General features: G+C 62.6%; 19 protein-coding genes. 11 read left to right on the forward strand and 8 right to left on the reverse strand.

Going from position 1 to position 22224, the window contains the following annotated elements:
- Positions 1-99: 99 nt before the first annotated feature.
- From KUV45_RS01400 to KUV45_RS01420, 5 genes are all read left to right on the forward strand, one after another.
- Positions 100-1491: a YjiH family protein gene (locus KUV45_RS01400; RefSeq protein ID WP_222162307.1), complete on the forward strand. Its 1392-nt coding sequence runs from the start codon at positions 100-102 to the stop codon at positions 1489-1491.
- A 125-nt stretch (positions 1492-1616) separates the two neighbouring features.
- Positions 1617-3350, forward strand: a complete 1734-nt coding sequence (locus KUV45_RS01405; protein WP_222162306.1) for an amidohydrolase — start codon at positions 1617-1619, stop codon at positions 3348-3350.
- Between the two features lie 46 nt (positions 3351-3396).
- A complete protein-coding gene (locus tag KUV45_RS01410; protein ID WP_222162305.1) occupies positions 3397-4500 on the forward strand; it encodes a GTP-binding protein in 1104 nt (367 codons plus the stop codon).
- Positions 4493-5605: a succinylglutamate desuccinylase/aspartoacylase family protein gene (locus KUV45_RS01415; RefSeq protein WP_222162304.1), complete on the forward strand. Its 1113-nt coding sequence runs from the start codon at positions 4493-4495 to the stop codon at positions 5603-5605. The genes KUV45_RS01410 and KUV45_RS01415 overlap by 8 nt, the downstream gene beginning before the upstream one ends.
- Positions 5606-5723: 118 nt before the next feature.
- Positions 5724-6929 (forward strand): pyridoxal phosphate-dependent aminotransferase, encoded by a 1206-nt coding sequence (locus tag KUV45_RS01420; RefSeq protein ID WP_222162303.1) that lies wholly within the window; start codon positions 5724-5726, stop codon positions 6927-6929.
- Positions 6930-7062: 133 nt separating this feature from the next.
- Here the strand turns inward: KUV45_RS01420 and KUV45_RS01425 are convergent, their stop codons facing one another.
- The gene (locus KUV45_RS01425; RefSeq protein ID WP_222162302.1) at positions 7063-8124 is read right to left on the reverse strand and encodes an alcohol dehydrogenase family protein; all 1062 of its coding nucleotides are present in this window, start codon (positions 8122-8124) and stop codon (positions 7063-7065) included.
- The gene (locus tag KUV45_RS01430) at positions 8124-8639 is read right to left on the reverse strand and encodes a TetR/AcrR family transcriptional regulator (protein WP_222162301.1); all 516 of its coding nucleotides are present in this window, start codon (positions 8637-8639) and stop codon (positions 8124-8126) included. The genes KUV45_RS01425 and KUV45_RS01430 overlap by 1 nt, the downstream gene beginning before the upstream one ends.
- A 278-nt stretch (positions 8640-8917) precedes the next feature.
- Here KUV45_RS01430 and KUV45_RS01435 point away from each other — a divergent pair, with 278 nt between their 5' ends.
- From KUV45_RS01435 to hpaI, 3 genes are all read left to right on the forward strand, one after another.
- Complete coding sequence (locus tag KUV45_RS01435) at positions 8918-10384, forward strand: peptide MFS transporter (RefSeq protein WP_222162300.1); 1467 nt, start codon at positions 8918-8920, stop codon at positions 10382-10384.
- Positions 10385-10491: 107 nt separating this feature from the next.
- Entirely contained in the window at positions 10492-11766 is a 1275-nt protein-coding gene (locus KUV45_RS01440; RefSeq protein ID WP_222162299.1) for an alpha/beta fold hydrolase, read from the forward strand.
- A gap of 124 nt (positions 11767-11890) precedes the next feature.
- Positions 11891-12715 carry a 4-hydroxy-2-oxoheptanedioate aldolase gene (gene hpaI, locus KUV45_RS01445; protein WP_222162298.1) on the forward strand — a complete coding sequence of 275 codons (825 nt, stop codon included), beginning with the start codon at positions 11891-11893 and terminating at the stop codon, positions 12713-12715.
- 21 nt (positions 12716-12736) lie between these two features.
- On the opposite strand, the gene KUV45_RS01450 is transcribed toward hpaI, so the two are convergent.
- The 4 genes from KUV45_RS01450 to KUV45_RS01465 form a co-directional block, all read right to left on the reverse strand.
- Positions 12737-13678, reverse strand: coding sequence for a RimK family alpha-L-glutamate ligase (locus KUV45_RS01450; RefSeq protein WP_222162297.1), 942 nt, complete (start codon positions 13676-13678; stop codon positions 12737-12739).
- A gap of 78 nt (positions 13679-13756) precedes the next feature.
- Positions 13757-15370 (reverse strand): zinc metalloprotease, encoded by a 1614-nt coding sequence (locus tag KUV45_RS01455; RefSeq protein WP_222162296.1) that lies wholly within the window; start codon positions 15368-15370, stop codon positions 13757-13759.
- A gap of 124 nt (positions 15371-15494) precedes the next feature.
- On the reverse strand, positions 15495-15800 hold the full coding sequence (locus KUV45_RS01460) for a hypothetical protein (protein WP_206942007.1): 306 nt from the start codon (positions 15798-15800) through the stop codon (positions 15495-15497).
- Between the two features lie 41 nt (positions 15801-15841).
- The gene (locus KUV45_RS01465; protein ID WP_222162295.1) at positions 15842-17353 is read right to left on the reverse strand and encodes a M28 family metallopeptidase; all 1512 of its coding nucleotides are present in this window, start codon (positions 17351-17353) and stop codon (positions 15842-15844) included.
- A gap of 593 nt (positions 17354-17946) precedes the next feature.
- Here KUV45_RS01465 and KUV45_RS01470 point away from each other — a divergent pair.
- Positions 17947-19170, forward strand: a complete 1224-nt coding sequence (locus tag KUV45_RS01470; RefSeq protein ID WP_206942010.1) for an MFS transporter — start codon at positions 17947-17949, stop codon at positions 19168-19170.
- Positions 19171-19304: 134 nt separating this feature from the next.
- On the opposite strand, the gene KUV45_RS01475 is transcribed toward KUV45_RS01470, so the two are convergent.
- Both KUV45_RS01475 and KUV45_RS01480 read right to left on the reverse strand, forming a co-directional pair.
- Positions 19305-20261 (reverse strand): phosphatidate cytidylyltransferase, encoded by a 957-nt coding sequence (locus tag KUV45_RS01475; protein ID WP_222162294.1) that lies wholly within the window; start codon positions 20259-20261, stop codon positions 19305-19307.
- The gene (locus KUV45_RS01480) at positions 20254-20943 is read right to left on the reverse strand and encodes a 1-acyl-sn-glycerol-3-phosphate acyltransferase (RefSeq protein ID WP_222162293.1); all 690 of its coding nucleotides are present in this window, start codon (positions 20941-20943) and stop codon (positions 20254-20256) included. Before KUV45_RS01480 ends, KUV45_RS01475 begins: the two co-directional genes overlap by 8 nt.
- A gap of 150 nt (positions 20944-21093) precedes the next feature.
- Here KUV45_RS01480 and gmk point away from each other — a divergent pair, with 150 nt between their 5' ends.
- Both gmk and rpoZ read left to right on the forward strand, forming a co-directional pair.
- Complete coding sequence (gene gmk / locus KUV45_RS01485) at positions 21094-21726, forward strand: guanylate kinase (RefSeq protein ID WP_206942011.1); 633 nt, start codon at positions 21094-21096, stop codon at positions 21724-21726.
- A 215-nt stretch (positions 21727-21941) separates the two neighbouring features.
- Entirely contained in the window at positions 21942-22202 is a 261-nt protein-coding gene (rpoZ, locus tag KUV45_RS01490) for a DNA-directed RNA polymerase subunit omega (RefSeq protein WP_206942013.1), read from the forward strand.
- Positions 22203-22224: the final 22 nt, after the last annotated feature.

A 22224-nucleotide genomic window follows, 5' to 3' on the forward strand; every position in this document is an offset into this window, starting at 1 on the left:
ATTCCATTTGCGCATGACATGTGAAGAATAAATCGTTATTCGGTTCCCGCCAAGCTTCCTAGACTGATACTCGACAACAACGAATAAACTGGTAACCACATGCACGATATCCCCGAAATAAAAGCGCATTCCGGTGGACTTTTTCAGATATTACGTCAGTATCGTCGCTCCCAACTGCTAAAGTTCCTCCTGCCGACCCTCCTCGGTATTCTGCTGTTTCTGACTCCCGTCTTTGTCGATGGCCGCATCACGGTGATGATTGCCTTCATCGTCGACATCATCAACGCCGTGATCAAACCCATCATGGTGGAAGGTACGGTACTGGTCACCGTCATCCCCACTATCGCCACCGTGGTGGTCAGCCTGACGACGCTGAAGCACAACCAGAACAGGTTCATCCAGCTGTTCAACCCTGGCCCGGTGTGGACGCTGGTACGCGTTACCGGCGCCATTCTGATGGTCATGGTGTACTTCCAGTGGGGCCCTGAGTGGATCTGGCACCGCGACACCGGAGGCGTGCTGCTGTACGACGTGGGCCCCGTGGTGGTGGCGATCTGCCTGCTGTCTTCGGTGCTGTTGCCGCTGCTGACCGACTACGGGCTGATGGAGTTCGTCGGCAGCCTGCTGAGCCGTGCGTTCGAGCGCCTGTTCGGCCTTCCCGGCCGCTCCGCGGTGGATAGCCTGGCGTCCTGGCTGTCATCATCGAGTGTCGGCATCATTCTGACGACGCAACAGTACCGCAACGGCTTCTACTCCATGCGTGAAGCCTGCATCATCTCGACCAACTTCTCGATCGTCTCCCTGGCCTACGCGTACCTGCTGATCAAGCTGATCGGTCTCGAGCAGCATTTCCTGATCTGGTACGCCAGCGTTGCCGTCACGGGCTTCGTCTCCGCCCTGATCATCCCGCGCCTGCCACCACTGTCACGCAAGCCTCACTCCTACTTTCCACCAGAAGGCCAGCAACAGGTGCAAGACCGCCAGACAGGAGAAAGCCTGTTGGCCCTGGGCGTGCGTCGCGCAGTGGAGCGCGCCGAGCACGCTGCTTCCCCGCTGGAGCTGGTCAAGCGTGGCCTGCATGTCGGCGGCGACATCATCATCACGATATACCCGGCGATGATGGTCATCGGCTGTACGGGGCTTGCGCTGGTGCAGTTCACCGATATCGTCCACATCCTCTCGCTGCCGCTGGTACCGCTGCTCGACCTGCTGGCGCTGCCGGAAGCTGAACAGGCAGCGCCCGCGCTGCTGGCGGGCCTGATCGACAGCATCATGCCGTCACTGCTAGGGGCTGGCATCGAAAGTGAAGTCACCCGCTTTGTCCTGGCCGGTGTCGCTGTCAATCAGATCGTGTTCTTCACCGAAGTGGCCATCGTGCTCGTCAGAGCCAACATCGGCCTGAGCCTTCTGGACCTGGTGTGGATCTATCTGCTGCGGGTGCTGGTGTCCTTGCCGGTGCTGTCACTGCTCGGCCACCTGCTGCTCGGTTGACGAAAACGGCACGGTGGCCCCCAGCACCGTGCCCATCCCCACGCTGTCACTGCACGCGTCGGTACTTGTGAACGTCAGGGGCCTCACGGCCCCTTGTCGATGATTACCTTCAGGAAATCGATGTCATGGCGAATGCCACACCACTTTCCGCCCCTCACATGGGCAGCGAGCTTCCACAGGCTGACCTGGTCCTTACCAACGGCCGTATCTATACCGTCAATGAGGCCCAGCCCTGGGCCCAGGCAGTCGCCATTGCCAATGGGCGCTTCCTCGTGGTGGGTGATGACACCGACGTTGCCGCAACGATTGGCCCCCACACCCGGGTGGTGGACCTGAAGGGTCGCTTTGCCATGCCTGGCCTGTATGACATGCATACCCATCCGGATCTTGCGCTGGCCCCTGACTATGCCGGCTATCTGGATGTGGGCATCGAGGACCCGACGCCCGCCCAGGTCCGGCAGGCGATCCTCGACTATGCCGAGCAGACGCCCGAAGGCTGGATCTACGGCGCCTATTTCGTCCGCTACACCTTCAAGCAGGCCGGGCTGACGGCGGACCGCCACTGGCTCGACAGCGTCATTGCCGACAGGCCGGTGGCCATTCTCGATCGCTCATGGGGTTGCATGCTGGCCAACTCCAAGGCGCTGGAACTGGCGGGCATCACGGCGGACACCAGCGACCCCCGCCATGGCTACATCGAGCGCGACAGCATCAGCGGAGAACCCACCGGTATTCTGGTCGACGGCGCCTACGCCATGATCCATGCCGCCATGCCGCCGACACCGGCCCAGGCGCTCTACCGCGCCTACCGCGATGGGGTGCATTTCCAAAGCTCACGTGGGGTGGTCGGCACCAAGTACGTGCACGTCTGCGAGCATCGGCTGGATGCACTCAAGCGTCTGGATCAGGAAGGCCGCCTGACCGCACGGGTCGAAGCCGCCATCAGCTGGCAGGATGACATCTTCCCGGTCAAGCGTCGCTGGGAGCTGCTGGCCGGTGAGCGTCACTTCTATCGCAGCGCCAGACTCAACGCCAACGCGGTCAAGTTTCACTTCGACGGCACCCATGAATCCCGTTCGTCCTATCTGTCGAGCCCCTGGCCCGGCGAGAAGGACTGGCAAGGGCATCTGAACCTGACCCCCGAGCACGTCTGCGACATGATCGCCGACATGGATCGCCGAGGCATTCGAGTCATCGCCCACTGCACCGGCGATGGCGCCTCGGACATTTTTCTCAATGCCATCGCCGAGGCCAAGCGTCGTAATGGCGGCCTGCGCATGCGCCACCAGTGCGCCCACAGCACCACCCTGCTCGACGCCAATCTGCCGCGCTTCGCCGAGCTGGATGCGATTGCCGAATTCTCGCCGGTGGGCTGGTTCCCCTCATCGTTCGCCTACGCACGTGCCGTGTTCGGTGAGCAGCGCATGCAGCGCGCCTACAACTTTGCCGGCGTCTTGCAGGCAGGCGGTGTCGCGGTGATGGGCACCGATTGGCCGGTCTCGAACCCGGACCCGTGGATCGGGCTGGAAGCCATGGTCACTCGCGCCAATCCCTGGTCACAGGACGACGAGACCTTCCACGGCACCCCCATCAGCCTAAAGCAGGCCATCCGCGTGGCGACCCTCAATGGCGCCTACGCCATGGGCATGGAGCACCAGGCCGGCTCCATCGAGGTTGGCAAGTCCGCCGACCTGATCGTGCTGGACCGCAACCTGTTCGAGGTGCCCGCCCGTGGCGGCATTCATGCCACCCAGGTGGAGTGGACACTGCTGGAAGGCCGCCCGACCTGGGACGCCGCAGGTGACTTCCAGCAGAGCGAGCTCGAAGCCGTGTGGACTCAGGCGCCGCCGGCGTTCTGAGACACCACGTTGCGATGACTAAAGCCTAACGCCCAGGAGACGGCCCATGGCATCTTCACTCCCTGTCGTTCCCGTCACCTTGATCACCGGGTTTCTCGGGGCGGGAAAGACGACCCTGCTCAACCACCTGCTGCATGCCACCAGCGGTCGGCGCGTCGCGGTGATGGTCAATGACTTTGGCGCCATCAATATCGACAAGGACTTGATCATCAGCGAAACCCAGACCACCGTCAGCCTGGCCAACGGCTGCATCTGCTGCACGGTGGAGGGCGATCTTATCGATCAGCTGACGGGACTGCTGAACATGCAGGCAGGCCGCCCGGAGCACATCGTGATCGAGGCCAGCGGTGTCTCCAATCCGACCAAGATCGCCAGTACGCTGCGCTACCCGATCTTTCGAGACAGGGTCATCATCGACAGTATTCTCACGGTGGTCGACGCCGAACAGTTCGATCGCCTGGACGGCGATATGGCGAGACTGGCCACGGAGCAGCTGGATGTGGCCGATATGGTGATACTGAACAAGACCGACCTGGCCAGCGATGCGCAAATCGACGCCTTCGAGCGCCGTTGGCTCTACCCGGGAGTTCGTCTATACAAGACCCAGCGGGGACAGGTGCCGCTCTCGATGGTGCTGGGCGTCGATGTGGGTCAGCGCCCCATATCGCTACGGGCGATACCATCATCCCCCGGTGGCCTGGTCGCTCCGCGCCAGGGCGCCGGCGAGGACCATGCCGCCCGTTTCACCAGCACCCACTGGACCAGCCGTTATCCCGTCCGGCTGCAGGCGCTGCGAGAAGCGCTGCGCGCACTTCCCGCTTCCATCTACCGGGCCAAGGGGGTCTGCTATCCCGAGGAGATGAACGGTCGCGCGGTAGCGGTGCACCTGGTCGGCAGCCGTATCGACATCGCGCCCCTTGGTGACAGTACCTTGGCAGATACCTCCATGGCAGACGCCTGCAGCCGCCTGATCATGATCGCCCCGCTAGGAGGCATCGACCCGCTGACGCTGCAGGAAACGCTGGATGCTTGCGTGGTGTGGCCATCCGACATAGAAAATGCCCACCACAATGCGCGTCCACAAGCGTCCGTGACACAGGACATGGCCCCACCAACGACCTATCAGGACGGGAATACCGAGTATGCGTGAACAGCGCTGCCCGCTGCTGCCAGCGGTGCATGGAGTGGAACGAACCCTGACCAGCTTTCATTTCGGTGAAGGAGCTCGCAAGGCCTACCTGCAGGCCAGCCTGCATGGCGATGAAATTCCCGGCATGCTGGTGCTCCACCACCTGCGCCAGCTGATCACCGAGGCCGAAAACCACCACCTGCTGCGCGGGGAGATCGTCCTGGTCCCGGTGGCCAACCCCATCGCCCTGGGCCAACGCCTGATGCACGATGCCATGGGCCGCTTCGACTTCACGACGGGCCTCAACTTCAATCGTGACTATCCGGATCTGGCCACCCCCCTGATGGCGGCGCTGGAAGGGCAACTCGGCCCTTCCCCCCAGGACAACCGCCGGATCATCCGCCAGGCCCTGGCGGGGGCCATCGACAGGCTGCCCTGTGACAGCGATATCCGATCACTCAAAAAGGCGCAACTGCGTCTGGCCCATGACGCCGACCTGGTGCTGGACCTGCACTGCGATGCCCAGGCGATTGTTCATCTGTATCTGGAAGCCCCCTACTGGCCACAGCTCGAGCCCTTGGCCCGCTACCTGGGCGCTGAGGCCATGCTGCTGGGGACAGGCACCGGATCCTTTTCCTTCGACGAGGCCTGCGGCCAGCCCTGGTGGCGGCTGGCCGACCATTTTGGGGATCGCTTCCCTGTTCCCACGGCCTGCGTTACCGCCACCGTGGAACTGCGCGGAGAGCAGGACGTAGACCACGACATCGCACGGGCCGATGCCATTGCCCTGTATCGCTACCTGGTCCAGCAAGGCTTCATCGCTGACGAGATTCCACCGGCGCCCGCCTTGAAGGCCGAGCCCACCCCGTTCCAGGGCGCCCTGACCGTCAAGGCACCGGTGGCGGGAGTGGTGGCCTTTCATGTGGCCCCCGGGGATCGCGTTGACGTCGGCCAGCGGCTGGCGGATCTGGTCGACCCACTCACGGCGGAGGTGACGCCGGTGGTCAGCGCCAGCCAGGGCGTCGTCTACATGCGCACATCCTGTCGCTATCTGCCCCCCGGAGCAGAACTGTGCAAGATCGCCGGAAAAACCCCGCTGGACCAGGGGGGGCAGGTATCTGCCTGACGCGCTCAGGACACCCTATGGGTCCCATGACCTCACAGCATTTACGCCAGACCATTGACACCAGATCGTCTACGCCAGGCACTCGCCAAAGCCTGGCTCAATAGCTCAGGAGCTTTGCATGAAATATTCCTCATTGGTGGGCCGTATCGCCGGCGAGACCGTTACCGCCTGGGACATCCACTTCGCGGCCTGTGACGCCGCCGAACGGGGTGAAGACGTCATCGTGCTGAGTATCGGCGACCCCGACTTCACCACCGACCCGCGCATCATCGAAGCTGCAGTGGATGCGCTGGCGGCTGGCGATACCCACTACACCCCAGTGACCGGGCGTGAAGAGGTGCGCAATGCCATCGCCGCCAAACAGCGCCGCCTCCAGGGCACTCCGGTCTCCGCCGATGAGGTGACGCTGGTGGCGGGGGCACAAAATGGGCTGTTCGCCACCGCCCTGTGTCTGTTTGAACACGGCGACGACGTGCTCGTCCCCGAACCCATGTACCTGACCTATGCCGCCAGCCTGCAGGCGTCCGGGGCACGCATGGTGCCCATCGCCCAGCATGCCGATGACGACTTCCGGCTGACCCGAGAGGCGATAGAAGCGGCGCTGACGCCCAACACCCGCGGCATCGCCTTTGCCACGCCCAACAATCCCACGGGCAACGTCTACCGCCCGGAAGAGCTCGAGGCAATCGCCGAGATCGCGCGGCGCCATGACCTGTGGGTGATCTCCGACGAGGTCTACGGTCAGCTGACCTATGACTGCGACCATCAAAGCATTGCCAGCCTGCCGGGTATGCAGGAGCGGACCATTGTCATCAACAGCCTGTCGAAATCCCATGCCATGACCGGTTGGCGTACCGGCTGGGTGGTGGGACCGAAGACGCTGATCGGGCATCTGGATAACCTGCTGCTGAGCATGCTGTATGGCCTGCCAGGTTTCGTTCAGCAGGCCACTCTGCGTGCCCTGGAGCTGGACGACGACGTTGTCGACCAGGCGCGCGAGGTCTACCGGCGCCGCCGGGCGATAGTGATGGAGGGTCTGGGACAGTGCTCGCGGCTTGGCATCAAGGCGCCCGAGGCGGGTATGTTCATGCTGGTGGACATCCGCGAGACGGGGCTTTCGAGCATCGACTTCGCCTGGCAGCTGTTCCGCAGCACCGGAGTCTCGGTACTGGATGCGGAAGCCTTCGGCAGCAGCGCCAAAGGCTTCGTGCGGCTATCCTTCGCCGTGTCCGAGGCGCAGCTTGAAGACGCCTGCCAGCGCATCGCACGCTTTGTGGATGGACTGCCGACGAGCGCAGACCAAGCCAACGCAATGCAGCTGTAGCGTCGCATTACCTGCCTTTCCGGCATGACGGCAAGCTCTGGAGGCCATTGCAGGATCACCATGATCTCGACGGCGGCCTCCAGAGACCTTCATGGTTTTCTCTGGACTCCCTCGCTAACGCGGAATCACCCCATCAACGCTGGCTGCCGACGTCCAGCACCAGCTTCCCCACGTGATGCTTTTCCTGAAAGCGCTGCTGCGCCGAAGCGATATCATCAAGCGCAAAGGTTGCTGCCACCAGGGGGGCAACCTGCCCCTGCTCTATACGCTCGACCAGGTTGCCGAAGACCTCCTCAGCCAACACGGTACAGCCCAACAGGCTGAGGTCCTTGAGGTAGAGCGTGCGAACGTCCAGCTCCACTAGAGGGCCCGCGATGGCGCCCGCAACAGCGTAACGTCCCCCCGGGCGCAGCACGTTCAAATACTCAGGCCATTGCTCGCCCGCTACCAGATCGATCACTACGTCGACGCTATTCGCAGCGACATGCTCAGACAACGGCTGATCCCTCAGCACGATCTGGTTGGCACCCAGCTCACGCAGGATCTGCGCCTTGCCCTTCCCGGTCATGGCGATTACATCAGCTCCTCGGGCCTTGGCCAGCTGGACCACTGCAGACCCCACACCTCCGGAAGCCCCTGTCACCAGGACCTTGTCGCCTTCCACCACCTGGGCCCGGGTCAACATGTTTTCCGCGGTGGAGTAGGAACAAGGGAAGGACGCCAGCTCAACGTCGGAGAGCGCACTCTCGATACGGTAGGCATGTCGAGACGCCACCTTGGTGAACTCTGCAAAACCGCCATCACATTCCGAACCGAAGTACCAAGGAGCCGCCAGTTCCTGTCCAGCACTCTCGCGGACACAAGGTTCAATCAACACTCTCTCGCCCACCCGCGAGTCGTCGACACCACGACCTACCGCGACGATCCGGCCACACACATCAGCGCCCTGAATACGCGGGAACCGCAGAGGCTGACCAGACCAGCTGGCATCTTCGCTGTCACCGTCACCCTTGGAGTACCAGGCAAGGCGCGTATTAATATCGGTATTGTTGACCCCGGCAGCCGCTACCTTGATCAGCACCTCTCCAGGGCCAGGCTGAGGCACCTGAAGGTCTTCACGGTATACCAGCATCTCAGGGCCGCCATGGCCCAGCAGCTGAACGCCTTTCATCATGTGGCATGGAACATCGTTCATCAGACATCTCCCAACAGTCGTCGAGCGGCTCGCTGGGCCGCGTGGATGGCAGCATCACCCTGAGTGGGCCAGGCACTGGAGGCACCTTCGTGGAGCAAAAACAGTTCTGCCGCCAGGTCAGGCCTGCCGCTGGCACTGCCCATCAGTTCACGCACCTCTCGCTTGTGGCGCATGACCGAGTCGGTGATGTGGACGTTGCCGGGAAACGCCGCAAAGGCACTCATCGACATACAGCCGTGGGGAGCATTGTCGGCCATCCACCTCCCTAGCCGATCAAACAGCACACAGACTGCTTCCGCCCCCGGAGCGGGCAGCGACTGTGACAGCAGCGCCAGATACCGCGCGTGTCGGTGATCCAGCGCGCCGATGACCATGGCCTCCTTGGAAGGGAAGTGCCGATACAAGGTCCTCAAGCTGACGCCCGAGGCAATCTTGAGCTCCGGCACGCTGGGCTCGGCGAAGCCACGCTGACTAAAGGCGGTTTCCAGCCCTTCGGCAATCTGTTCTCGATTCATGCACTGTCCTGGAGAAGGTGGTAGCGGCGCTACCTACTCTTCGTGGTAGAAAGAATGTTCTACCACGAAGAGTAGAACATTCTTTCTACCCAAGGCAACCCATCGCGTTAGCGCCTGACGTCCAGCGGTGTTGCGGCGTCGGCAGCATTTGCGACCTTGCGGCGAAGCTTTGCCGTCTAGGGACACGAACTTTGCGCTGACGCGTGACAAACCTTAGGGTTTTCACCACGTCATTGCGCATTATCCGTTCGATATTGCTAACCATCGGGAGTTACTCCATGGAAACCTCCAACCCTGCCGGGAATTCCGGCAAAGAGCGCCGTTTTTTCGGCCATCCCTGGCCACTGGCCACCCTGTTCGGCATGGAGGTGTGGGAGCGCTTCTCTTTCTATGGCATGCAGGCGATCCTGCTGATCTACCTGTACTACGAGGCCAGCCGTGGTGGCCTGGCGATGGATCAATCGGTGGCCATCGGCATCGTCGGCGCTTACGGAAGCTCGGTGTATCTGGCGACCATTCTTGGTGGCTGGTTAGCCGACCGGGTCTTTGGGGCTGAGCGCACCCTGTTCTACTCCGGCATCGTGGTCATGCTCGGCCATATTGCCCTGGCGATCCTGCCAGGGGTCTACGGCGTGACAGCAGGCCTGATGCTAGTCGCTTTGGGCAGCGGTGGGGTCAAGGCCACCTGCTCGGCGCTGGTGGGCGCGCTCTACGAAGCGGGCAGTCCCAAGCGAGACGCAGGGTTCTCGATCTTCTATCTGGGCATCAATATCGGTGGCTTCGTCGGCCCTCTGCTGACCGGGCTGCTTCAGCAAAAGGCCGGTTTTCATGTCGGCTTCGGTATCGCAGCGGTCGGTATGGCCATCGGTCTGGCCCAGTACACCGCGGGTCGCAAGGGCCTGCCGGATGACCAGAAGGTCGCCCCGAACCCTGTCGCGCCCACGACCCTCAAACGCTATCTGGTCATGGCGGTGATTGCGATCACCGTTCTGGTCGTAGCCACCCTGGGCGGGCTGGTACGCGCCAACAACCTGTCCGAAGTGATGCTGGCCATCATTGCCGTCGCCACTGTCGCCTACTTCGCCACCATCCTGCGCTCTTCACAGGTCACCCGCGAAGAGCGCAGCCGAGTCTTGGCCTTTATCCCGCTGTTTCTGACCAGTGCCGCCTACTGGGCGCTCTACAGCCAGTCCTATACCGTGATCACTGCCTTCTTCGACCAGCGCGTGGATCGCGTCGTGTTCGGTTGGGAGATTCCCGTTGGCTGGCTGGTATCGGTACAGGCGCTGACCATCATTCTGTTCTCCGGTGTCTTTGCCTGGCTGTGGACGACGCTGGGCAAACGCCAACCCTCGTCTGCCGGCAAGTTCGTCATTGCCATGGCCATCATCGGTGCGACCTTCCTGGGGTACCTGCCGTTTCTCGGTGAGGACGGTTCGAGCATGCCCCTGATCATGCTGGTGCTGTTGCTGCTGGGCTTCACCGCCTCTGAACTGTGCCTGTCCCCCATTGGCCTCTCGGTGACCACGAAACTGGCGCCGCGCTCCTTCCAGACTCAGATGATGGCGCTGTTCTTCCTGTCGCTGTCACTTGGCTTCGCTGCCGGCGGCAAGCTGGGCGCTTTCTATACCGAGGACAGCGCAGTCGGCTACTTTATCGCCATGGCGGCGATTGGCGGGGGTAGCGCCCTGCTGCTGGCTCTTTGCCTGCCCTTCATCCGCCGGGCGATGCGCGGCGCCGACTGAGTCTGCCCTCGCCCCGCCCCTGCCACAGGGGACACACTCCGCACACGACGTGCCAGGCGGCCATCGCCGCCTGGTTGTTGCATCGATTCAGGACGCAGGAAACCAACATGCCGACCGACCACGCCATCCAGGGCCTGCATATCACCGACCATAGACTGACCGTGCCCGTGGACTGGTCCCATCCGGACAACGGCGACACCCTCAGCCTGTTCTATCGCGAGGTCTCTGCCGCACAGCGTCAGGATGAGGATCTGCCACTGCTGGTGTTTCTCCAGGGGGGGCCGGGGGGCAAGTCTCCCCGCCCCACAGCCCATGGGCTTGGCTGGCTGCACGAGGCGCTGAAGCACTACCGGGTGATCCTGCCGGATCAGCGGGGTACGGGGCGTAGCTCGCGTATCACCGGCGACATCATGGCCGCCTTCCACGATGCCGAAGCCGCTGCGGACTATCTGGCCTGCTTCGATGCCCACGCGGTCGTGGCGGATCTCGAACACCTGCGCAAGACTCGCTATCAAGGGGCGCGCTGGGCGACCCTGGGCCAGAGCTACGGCGGTTTCCTTACACTGACCTACCTGTCCTATGCGCCTCAGGGACTCGAGAGGTGCTATATCACCGGCGGGCTCCCTGCCATCGAAGCCGACCCCGACGAGGTCTATCGACGTACCCATCGGCGGGTGGCGGCCAAGCTGGACGCTTATCTGGCGCGCTTTCCGGCTGACAAGGACCAGCTCGATGCCATCGCCGATCACCTGCTCGACCACGATGTGCGCCTGCCCAATGGTGATCCGTTCAGCGTCCGCCGCTTGCAGAGCCTGGGCCTGATGCTCGGCATGGGTGACGGTGCCGAGCGCCTGCACTGGTTGCTGGAAGAAGCCTTCAGCGATGATGACCGTCGCCACCTCAATCATCACTTCCTGGTGGAGGTGATGACGCTGACCGGGTTTGACGAGAACCCGCTGTTTGCCGCCATTCACGAGAATATCTACGCCCGCCCCGAGGGCACCTGCGACTGGTCCGCCGAACGCCAGCGCGGCGATATCTTCGACGAAACGCGGCGTCCGCTCAGCTTGACCGGCGAGATGATCTACCCCTGGATGTTCGACGACATCCAGGCCCTCAGGCCGTTTCGCGACGCCGTACACCGGTTGGCACAGCGCCGCCTGTCCCAACCCTTCTACGATCGCCACCAACTGGCCGCCAATCAGGTCCCGGTGATGGCATTGATTTACTTCGACGACATGTACGTGGACGCCGAACTGTCGTTGGCCACCGCCAAGGCCATTCCCCACCTGCGCTACTGGATCACCAACGAGTACGAACACGATGGCCTGCGCCAGGATCCGACGGTGCTGCGCCGCCTGATGTCGATGGCTGAGGGATGAGGGATGACTGCGCTAGACCGTGTGCTGGCGATGAGGTGGCAATTCGCGTAAGAGTATCGGCACACAGAGACAGATAAATGGCCATCGCGTCAGCGCTGCTCACACGCTCGAAAGGACACCGACAATGACAACGACTTCACGGCACGCCCCCTCGGCGGGTAATCCCTTCAAGGTCGCGATGGCCGAGGGTCATCATCGCATCGGCCTGTGGCTATCGCTGGGCGACCCGTATTGCGCTGAAATGTGCGCCAGTGCAGGCTTTGACTGGCTGCTGATAGATGGCGAGCACGGCCCCAATGACCTGCGTTCACTGCTTTTCCAACTGCAGGCGGTGACGGCCGCCGGTGGCCACCCAGTGGTAAGAGTGGTGCAGGGCGAAACGGCATTGATCAAGCAAGTACTGGATATCGGTGCACAGACCTTGCTGGTGCCCATGGTCGACACGGCGGAGCAAGCCCGCGCCATCGTGGCGGCCACCCGCTACCCTCCACAGGGCATCCGCGGAGAAGCCTCACCCATCGTTCGCGCATCCCGCTGGGGCGCCCGTACGGACTATCTCCAGCACGCCAATGACGAGGTTTGCCTGCTGGTTCAGGCGGAAAGCGTAACAGCGCTGGATAACCTCGAAGCCATCTGTGCCGTGGATGGTGTCGATGGCGTATTCATCGGTCCCGCTGATCTGGCTGCCTCCATGGGGCATCTCGGCAATGCGTCCCACCCCGAGGTGCAAACAGCCATCGACACCGCCATCACGCGGGTCAAGCACAGCGGCAAAGCTGCCGGTGTGCTGACCGGTGACCCGGATCAGGCCAGGCACTACCTGGCCCTTGGTGCCCAGTTTGTAGCGGTCGGGCTGGACGTCAGCCTGCTGATGCAAGCGGTACGACAGCGGGCGGCTGATTTTTCGCTCGGCCCCGCTTCCCCCTCTTCCGCCGATGGTCCCTACTGACGTTCGCAGGAGTCCTGACGGCTACCACTCGCCGCCGCCACGCTCCAGGGCGGCAGCGATGGCCTGGGGAATGGGCTGGCCGGTGCGCTCGCTGGCGAACAGGTACTCGCCGGCAGGGTTGACCTCGAGAAAGACGTGACGTCCCTCGGGTGTGACCCTTAGGTCGATGGCGCCGTAGGCCAGGCCGAAGGCCTTCATCAGTGCCCTGAGGCCTGTCTCCACCTCGGCCGGCAGGGTATAGGCAAACACCCTGGCGCTGCCCACCCCGCTGCGGTAGTCGACCTCATACTGAGGTTCGCTTTCAAAGGCGGTGGCGAACATCTCGCCGGCCACGGCGGTGACCCGAATATCCAGCGCCAGCGGGATATATTCCTGGAAGATCACCGGGGCCAGGCGCACAGCATCGAGCTGGGCGATCTCGGCCTCACCGACCTTCAAGGTCTCTCGCGGGGCCTCGACGATATTGCGAAAGGCCTTGCGCACCACGCCACCCTCCAGGTGTCGGCCGACAAATTCCGCGGCGGCCTCCGGACGGTTGGTAATCAGGGTATCGGGTATCTCCAGCCCCAGCTGGTGGGCCAGTCGATGTTGAGCAAGCTTGCGCTGGGCACGCTCGTCGGCCAGAGGATCATTCATCCAGAAGCCGTCCATGGCGTACCACAGGCCCTGAACCGCTTCCTGAGTTTCAGACCAGGCGAACAGGCGCTCGGTGCCATCGCCCAACGCCGGGTCCAGGTCAAAGGGGCGCAGACGTCGATTCCACACCGAGCGCACCTCATCCAGTGCCAGACGCCGACCATCGGGCAGCGTCAACCACAGGCTGTCGCCGCTGGCACCGGCGTAGGCGAGAATGCCAAGCCGTTGGGGAAAGTCGGCGACGTCGATGACGTCCACCGGTGAATGCAGATGTTCCAGCACACGCTCGACGTGGGTGTTGTCGGCAAAGGACAGGATCAGAATCATGGAAAGCTCCCATGGGCAATGAGACCGCTACGTGAAACATGGCGGGCGCCAGGGTGACGCTCGCCATGTGAACGGGAGCTACTGGCCGCCAAGTTGGAGGTAGGCTTCCCAGGCCTGCTGCCAGGCCATCATCCCCTGCTGATCGAGCATGCCCATCTGGTGAAGCTGAGCGTAGTACGCCAGCATTTGCGCGTACTCAGCGAGCAGCGCCTGACCATTGTCTGCGCCGTCACTGGTGGGCGGCTTCAATGACGCTCCGGCAGGAGGCTGGCCGGTCGCCAGCACGAAGGGCTGCAGCGGCGTACCAAGCTGCACCGGCATGGCGGGTTGCACCGGTACACTGCCCCAGCCTCCGGGCTGCGGGTTCTCGAAGGCCTGCTTGCCGCCCTCGAGCAGGGCCTTGCCAGGGGCTTCGTAGACCTGCTTGGGGGGATCCAGCGGCTTGATCTTGCCAGGGTCGACGCCTGGATCCTTGGCCAGGTCCTTGGGCTTGTCCTTGGCCAGGTCCTTTGGCAACTCCTTGGGTTTTTCCTTGCTGAGCTCCTTCGGCGGCTCCTTGATACCGTCCTTCAACAGATCCTTGCCACCATCCTTCGGTCCCTCCTTGGGAAAATCCTTGATCACTTCCTTCGGACGATCCTTGGGCAGCTCCTTGCCGGTTTCCTTGGCCGGGTCCTTGATCGGGTCCTTGGCCAGCTCCTTGACGATCTCCTTGGTCAGCTCCTTGGGGCTGTCCTTGGGCGGGAACTTGGGCAATACCGGCGTACAGGACACCGTCTCGCCGATGGCGCTGCGGGGTCCGTCCAGGCAGGCCTGCATCCGTGCCACCTGGCCTTCGGTGAACATCACCATGGTGTCGTCATCGACGTAGTCCATGTAGTTCATGAACATGTCGCCGTTGGGACCGTTGTCGCAGGACACCTTGGGAAAGCTGGGCTTGCCCACGTTGGCGCCGCCTTGGTTGGGCGTATCGTCGACGAAGTCGGAGCCGGAACAGCCGGTGCCGTCATCCCCCCAGATATGGAACAGATTGAGCCAGTGGCCGATTTCATGGGTGGCCGTACGCCCCAGATTGAACGGCGCCTGGGCGGTGCCCATGTTGCCGAAGGCGGTGTAGGTCACTACCACGCCGTCGGTGGCGACGGGGCCTCCCGGGAACTGGGCATAGCCGAGCAGACCTCCGCTCAGCGGGCAGACCCAGATATTGAGGTACTCATCAGAGGGCCAGCCATCCTTGCCGCCGGTGGCGTCGGCCTTGACCTTGTCATCCCCCGAGAACCCGCTGACCTCGGTCTGGGTGCGAGTGATGCCGTCGGTGGGATTACCGTCTGGATCGGTGGTGGCCAGGGCAAACAGCAGTCTGGCATCCGCCGCCAACGGGGCGAACGGCGCCGGTACGCTGGAGATATCAGCGTTGGTCTTGCGGAAATCCTGGTTGAGGATCTCGATCTGGCTGTCGATCTGCTCTCTGGAAATGTTCTGGGCATCGGTCTTGTAGACCACGTGCACCACCACCGGTATGCGCGTGCATCCCGGACGCTGTGCCATGGTGCCACGCATGGCGCGAAAGGCGTGCTCCTCGATGCGCGCCCGGCGACGGGCGTACCCTGGGTCTTCGTCAAGCAGGCGCCGGTGCAGCGCCATGGTGCCACAGCAGCGACATCCTCTTGGATGGTTCATTTCTTCAGACATGACTTGCTCCCCGCCAGCCAGGAGGCCAGCGTTGTGAGTACGGACTCATTGGCCAGCGGCAGGCTGGCCTCCTGCGGCCCCACAACGCTCTTCCCATTCGCCTCGGGCGGGTTGCGCCAGGAGCCTATCGCTTGGTGATGATCAGAATGTCCTCTTCCACTGCATCAATGTCGTAATCGCCTTCCCATCCGGGCAACGTCAGCTGCAGCTTTTGTCCTTGCTGCTGCCAATGTCCCGTGGCATCACGACAGGGCCGGTCGGATGCGCTGCCGCCGTAGCACTCGGCAGAGCCATCAGGGTGGAGGCAAAGCCGCCGACGAGGCATGCGCGACGGGGCGATCGCCGGTGAATCGGGATGGCGCAGAATCATGCAGCCGTTCACTCCCTCCTCCTTCACTTCCACCCAGTCTCCGCACAGCGGCATCGTCATGGCTGCCTCCTTATGAGGTGTTGTTCTACGCTCCAGCGCGGTCATGCAGAGACCTTCGTCGCCAAGGCCCATTGCCACCCGGCGTCGAGGGACGGATGCCATTGTGCAGACGCCTGCAGACGACGGTACTGCGCCAGCAGCGCCTGCCGTTGGGCCTCGAAGTGACGCCACGGGTCCCCACGATGATGGCGCTCGTCGCCGCGGCAAACACATAGCGGCAGCGGCGCGGGGGGCTGCATCGACGACCGTAGCCCGGCGCGTTCGGCCACAAAGGCCAGGTTCATGCTGATGATCTTCATCGCATAGTCGATATCGACCGTGGCCAGCACGTCACCAGGCCCATGGATATTGGCGTTGGCTCCATCGGCACCTTCAATGGTCAATACCGCCGGAATGCCCGCATCAATAAAGGGCACATGGTCACTCGCGAAGGGATTCAGCGAGACCTGCAGCTCAAGATCGGTAAACTGCGCTCCCGCTGTGCTGAGTCCATCGATCATGTCCTGGCTGAGCGGCGCGCCTTCCAGCAGGACGGCTTGAGGCGTCGCATTGACCGAACCAATCATGTCCATATTGAGCACGCCCGCGATCCGTTGCCGCTCGCTACTCGACAGTCCCGCGACCCACTGACGGCTACCATGCAGTCCCTGCTCTTCCCCACCGAACAGAACAAAGCTGATGTCGTCGTCGAACGAGTGCTGAGCCAGCACCTCGGCCATCAGCACTAGCGCCGCAGATCCGCTGGCGTTGTCGTCGGCGCCCGGAGCTGGCGCCGACGGTCCTCCCTGATGATTGACGCTGTCCAGGTGCGCCACGACCAGCCAATGCCGAGGATGGGCGCCAACCCCTGCCAGCGCGGCTGCCACATTGCTACTGGTGCCCCCTGTCGGGATCGATACGGTCTGACGTGAACAGGACAAACCCGCAGCAGCAAATTGGCCTTCCGCCCAATCTGCGGCCCCGCCATAGCTGGCGCTGGTAGAATGCCGAGTGGGCCAGGACACCAGCTGTCTGATCAACTGGTCATAGCGTGAACGTGAGGCCGAACTCACCAGGGCTGTCAGCGACGTGGCGCGAGTCTCAGGACCCTCGGTGGGCTTGGCCTGATGGAACAGAACAGTGTCCTTGTTCAGCGGAAACAGGCGAAAACACGGTTCCTGATGGTCATCGAGCCCAGCGTTGATCTGACGCGCCGTGGCTCGGTCCAGGTCGACCACCAGATAGCGGCCCGCATCCAGCAGTACCGGCACGTCGGGATACTGCTGCTGAAACAGCCGGCCCTTCTGGCAGACACCGTGCAGGCTCCCTCGGGCAACATCCACCGCCTGCACGTCGGCGCTATTGCCAGTACTATTGCCAGTACTATCGCCAGTACTATCGCCAGCACTATCGCCAGCACTGTCATCAAGCGTCGCACGCAGCGCCGGCCAGCGCGCATTGGGCGCGACCAACAGCTGCTGACCTCCCGCCTGCACCCGCCAGACTCCCGCTACTGTCAGCGGTTTGGCGCGAGCGGAAGAAGACGTTATCGTTTGCCTCAGTATCACCTTCATGGAGTCACCCTTTGCTGCCATCAGCAGCAGGGACGATGCGCCAGAACGAGACGGTCCCGCTCACCGGCAGAACCCTCTTCAGCGGAATTAGCCGCAGCGTAATGGATTATCAAGGTAGTTGTTTCACGGCCAACCGTCTGTGGCTGCCCTGGCTTCAGAAACCTCAGGCACCTATCCGTAACTCTTTGATCATCATCGAATCATCTGAGTGAACGGATCATCCACACCGGGTGGTGTCAGTTCCCTGAGAAAAAAGTGCACAGAAAATCAGTGGGCTGGCGAGAGATGAAACTTTTTCACCTAAGGACACACCAAGCTGAGTGAAGGTCTCGTCCAGGCCAGGTCGTGCCGTTCATGTAGTAAAGCTCCGAATCTGATCAGCGATGAAATCGCCAGCCGTGCGCTCTGCGCAGGTCTTCTACCACCGGCGTACTGGCGACAAAAGGTCGGCATATTCGAGAATATTGTCATCATTGTCGCCGAGAAAGGACCATACAGACGGTAGAACACGCCTGTTAGTTGCTTTATACTTTCGTCGTAAATTTACGATCTCGACATCCCGTCGGGATCGTTTTCGTTTGTCGGGAGGTCCCATGGCAATCTCCATCACCAATCTTCGTGCACGGCATCCTCGCCTGGCGGAGCTCGCCCTTGCCCTTGGTGGCTTCGGCATCGGTACCAGCGAATTCGTGATCATGGGGTTGATGGAGCGGGTCGCTCAGGACCTGTCGGTCAGTTCCGCTGACGTGGGCTACGCGATTTCCGCCTATGCCCTCGGCGTGGTTGTCGGCGCTCCATTGATCTCGGCGCTGGCGGCACGGGTGCCCAGGCGTACACTGCTGATCTGCCTGATGCTGGTCTTCGCCATCGGCAATATCGCCAGCGCCCTGGCCACCAGCTTCTGGCCCTTCGTCGGGCTGCGCTTCATTGCGGGCTTGCCCCACGGCGCCTATTTCGGCGTCGCCGCTCTGGTCGCCGCCGCCGCGGTCCCGGTCGAGGAGCGAGCGCGGGCCATCAGTCGTGTCATGCTGGGTCTGACCAGCGCCATCGTGATCGGCGCCCCCCTGGCGACCTGGGCCGGTCAGTGGATGGGCTGGCAGTTTGCCTTTCATGCGGTCGGTGTCATCGCCTTCCTCACCATGGGCATGATCCGGCTGTTCGTGCCGCGCCAGCCCCATGACGTCAAGGCCAGTCCCAAGCGCGAGCTGACAGCCCTGGTGAAACAACGCGTGCTTTACACTCTGGGCGTTGCCAGCATCGGCTTTGGCGGCATGTTCTCGGTCTTCAGCTACGTGGTCCCCACCTTGCGCGCCCAGGCCGACATGCCCGAGTCCATCGGACCCTGGGTCCTGGCGATCTTCGGCATCGGTGGCATCATCGGCAACCTGGTGGGTGCACGCGCCGCCGATCGCCACTTGATGAAGGCGGTGCCCAGAATCCTGCTGTGGTGTCTGGTCGTCCAGGCCGCCTTCTACTTTGCCGCCAACAACCTTTACACTGGCATACTGTTTGTCGGCCTGGTCGGCACCAGCATGGCGCTGGGGCCTGCCCTGCAGACCCGCCTGATGGACGTCGCCGGCGACGCTCAGACCATGGCGGCCTCGATGAACCACGCTGCGTTCAACTGTGCCAATGCCTTGGGTGCCTATCTCGGTGGTGTGGCCATCAAGGCGGGCGCTCCCTGGTCATCCAGTGGCCTGGTGGGTGCAGGGCTGGCGTTTGGCGGCCTGGTGGTGTTCATGCTGGGGCTGCGGGCAGAAAAACGCAGCGACGCCCGTCGTGCCGCACGGGCGCAGGCGGCCGACAACAACGCCTGAGGCGGCGACCGACCGACGATCTCGGCCGGGCACACTCCCGACCCGCTCCGCCGGGTGGTTCATACGACAGCGCCGGTCCCCTGAGGACCGGCGCTGTCGTCATGACGCCCACAAGGCAGAGGTAGCGAGTCAGCTCAGGCGACAGACCAGAAGTAGCGCACCACATGAAAGAAGATGGGCGCGGAAAAGATCACTGAATCCAGGCGATCGATAAAGCCACCATGCCCTTCAATCAGGTGTCCCCAATCCTTGATCCCGCGATCACGCTTGATCGCTGACATCACCAGCCCTCCAACGAAGCCCAGCAACGCGATCATCAGTGCCAGCAAGGCCGCCTGGAGCAAGGTAAACGGGGTCATCCAGGCCAGTCCGGCACCGACCAGGGTGGCACTCGCCACCCCTCCGACAAACCCTTCAAGTGTCTTCGATGGGGACAAGCGTGGGGCGATCTTGCGCCGACCTATCAGCTTGCCCCACACGTACTGCAGCACGTCACTGAGCTGGACGACGACGATAAGAAAGGCAATCAGCAGGACATTGCGCCCTTCAAAACCGGGAATATCCAGCGTCAGCAATGCGGGCACGTGCGATACGCAGAACACGCACACCATCAAGGCCCACTGCACCTCGCTGACTCGGTCGAGAAAGCCATGGCTATCGCCCCTGATCGCGGCGACAACCGGCAGCAGCAAGAAGGCATACACCGGAATGAAGATCGAATACATGCCGTAGTACTGCTGCCAGATAAACACGTACTGCACGGGCAGCACCACGAAGAACACCAGCGCCAACGCCCAGTGATCGGCGCGTCGAGAAGGAATCAGGCTGAGAAATTCGCGCAGCGCGGAGAAGGAGGCAAAGGCGAACAGCAGCACCACGCCTGTTCGTCCGCCCAGCAGGGCGATGCCCATCAGTATCGCCATCAGCCACCAGGAACGAATACGCTGGTTGAGGTTCTCGATCACCTCGTTCTCCCCACCAGGGGAGTAACGCCTCGCCAACACGAAACCGATGGTACTCGCGACCACCAGGATGCCGGCAATCGCCGCCAGCAGCGTTCCCAGGCCTGCGGGGATCACCATGTCATTCATGCGACGCGCCTCCCTGGAGCGATGCTTCTTGCGCGTTCGGCGCCAACGCCATCAGCGACTCCTGGGCACGCGCCAGGAAGTCTGTGCGGCTCTCGTGATCAATACGCGGCAGGGGTGCCCCGTAGGTCAGGGTGCACAGCAGGGGCAGGGGAACCACCTCGCCCTTGGGCAGCACCCGGTTGAGGTTATCGATCCATACCGGTACCAGTTCGACCTCGGGATGGCGCTGGGCCAGGTGATAAAGCCCGGAACGGAACGGCAGCATGCCATCCTCACGGGTGTTACGCGTGCCCTCAGGGAACAGGATCAAGGAGTCGCCTGCTGCCAGTGCAGCGCCCATGTCTTCGAGGGGGTCTCCCTGTGGCTGCGTCGCCGTCTGGTCTGTGTTGCGCTGACGCGCGATGAGCACACCCTGAAACACCTCATGAATCAAAAAGCGGCGCAGCGGCGACGCCAGCCAATAGTCGGCCCCCGCCACCGGGCGAGTTTGCGCTCGCAGGCGCGGCGGCAAGGTGGTCCAGATCAGGACAAAGTCGCCATGACTGGAGTGATTGGCGTAATACAGCCGCTGGCGCGCTATCGGCGCGATTCCCGACCAGATTGGCCGTGGCGATGTCACCAGGCGTGCGAACAGGCGAATCAGCATGCCCGTCAATGACGCCCTCCAAGAGGGTTTCTTCATGTTCATTCCCTGTATCAGGCACCGCGTGCGAGATCTCCCTCTCCGGCGTCGACGGGTGCAGCCCGGACGGCAACTGTGCCATACTTCGGGCCCTCGGTTGCCCTCATATTGCACTCTCTGTTCCGAATCCCTCAGGTGAAGACCCCGCCCATGTCCCAAGGTACGCTATTCATCATTTCCGCCCCTTCCGGCGCCGGCAAGACCAGCCTGGTGCGAGAATTGATCGAGGGCCTCGACGGCATTCAGGTATCGGTCTCGCATACGACCCGAGCCAAGCGACCGGGCGAGGTAGATGGCGTGAACTACCATTTCGTCGACATGCCGACCTTCGACGCCATGATCGACAAGGGCGACTTCTTCGAGCACGCACGGGTCTTCGACAACTGCTACGGCACCTCGCGAAGCGCCGTGGAAACCCTGTTGGCCGCAGGTCAGGACGTCATCCTCGAGATCGATTGGCAGGGCGCTCGTCAGGTCAGGGCGCAGATGCCGGACGCGGTCTCGGTGTTCATTCTTCCGCCCTCCCGGGAAGAGCTCGAGCGTCGCCTGTCGAGCCGTGGTACGGATGACCACCAGGTGGTCAGCGCGCGCATGCGTGAAGCCGTCAGTGAAATGTCTCACCATGACGAATACGACTTCCTGGTGATCAATGACGACTTCACCACGGCGCTGGACGAACTGCGTGCACTGGTCGTCGCCCAGCGCCTGGCGACCCCGCGCCAGAATCAGCGTCATGCTGCCCTGCTCGAAGCGCTGTTGACCGATACGCAGCCACACAATTGAGGTACCTCCTCACCACCACGCCGGTGGGCAAGCGGTTCGGCACTGCAACGACCGTCCAGCGTCTTGTCAGAAGCGGCGTGACTCGAGTAATCTAGCCTGTCACTTCGCAGGTGCAACCCCCGGGCGCAATCGTCGGCGGGGGCATAGTCCGTCTCGCCGACCGCGAAAGGCCAGCACCTGCCCGACACACTGTCTGTCAGATCAGGAAGGGCCCAATGGCGCGAGTTACCGTCGAAGATTGTCTGGAACATGTCGAGAACCGTTTCAAGCTGGTGATGATTTCCACCCAGCGCTCCCGTCAGCTGGCCCGCGGCTCCCGCGATGCCCTGCTGCCCTGGGAAAACGACAAGCCCACGGTCATGGCCCTGCGTGAAATCGCCGACGGCCTGATCGATGACAGCGTACTGGACGAGCCGGTCGAGGCTCCCAGCCGCTTCCGTCCCGAGTACTCTCACGCCTCGCCCTCCGAGGAATGATCGCGCCGGGGATGGCCGTTGG

The organism is Halomonas sp. DP3Y7-2 (assembly GCF_019800795.1).
Lineage (GTDB): Bacteria > Pseudomonadota > Gammaproteobacteria > Pseudomonadales > Halomonadaceae > Halomonas > Halomonas litopenaei_A.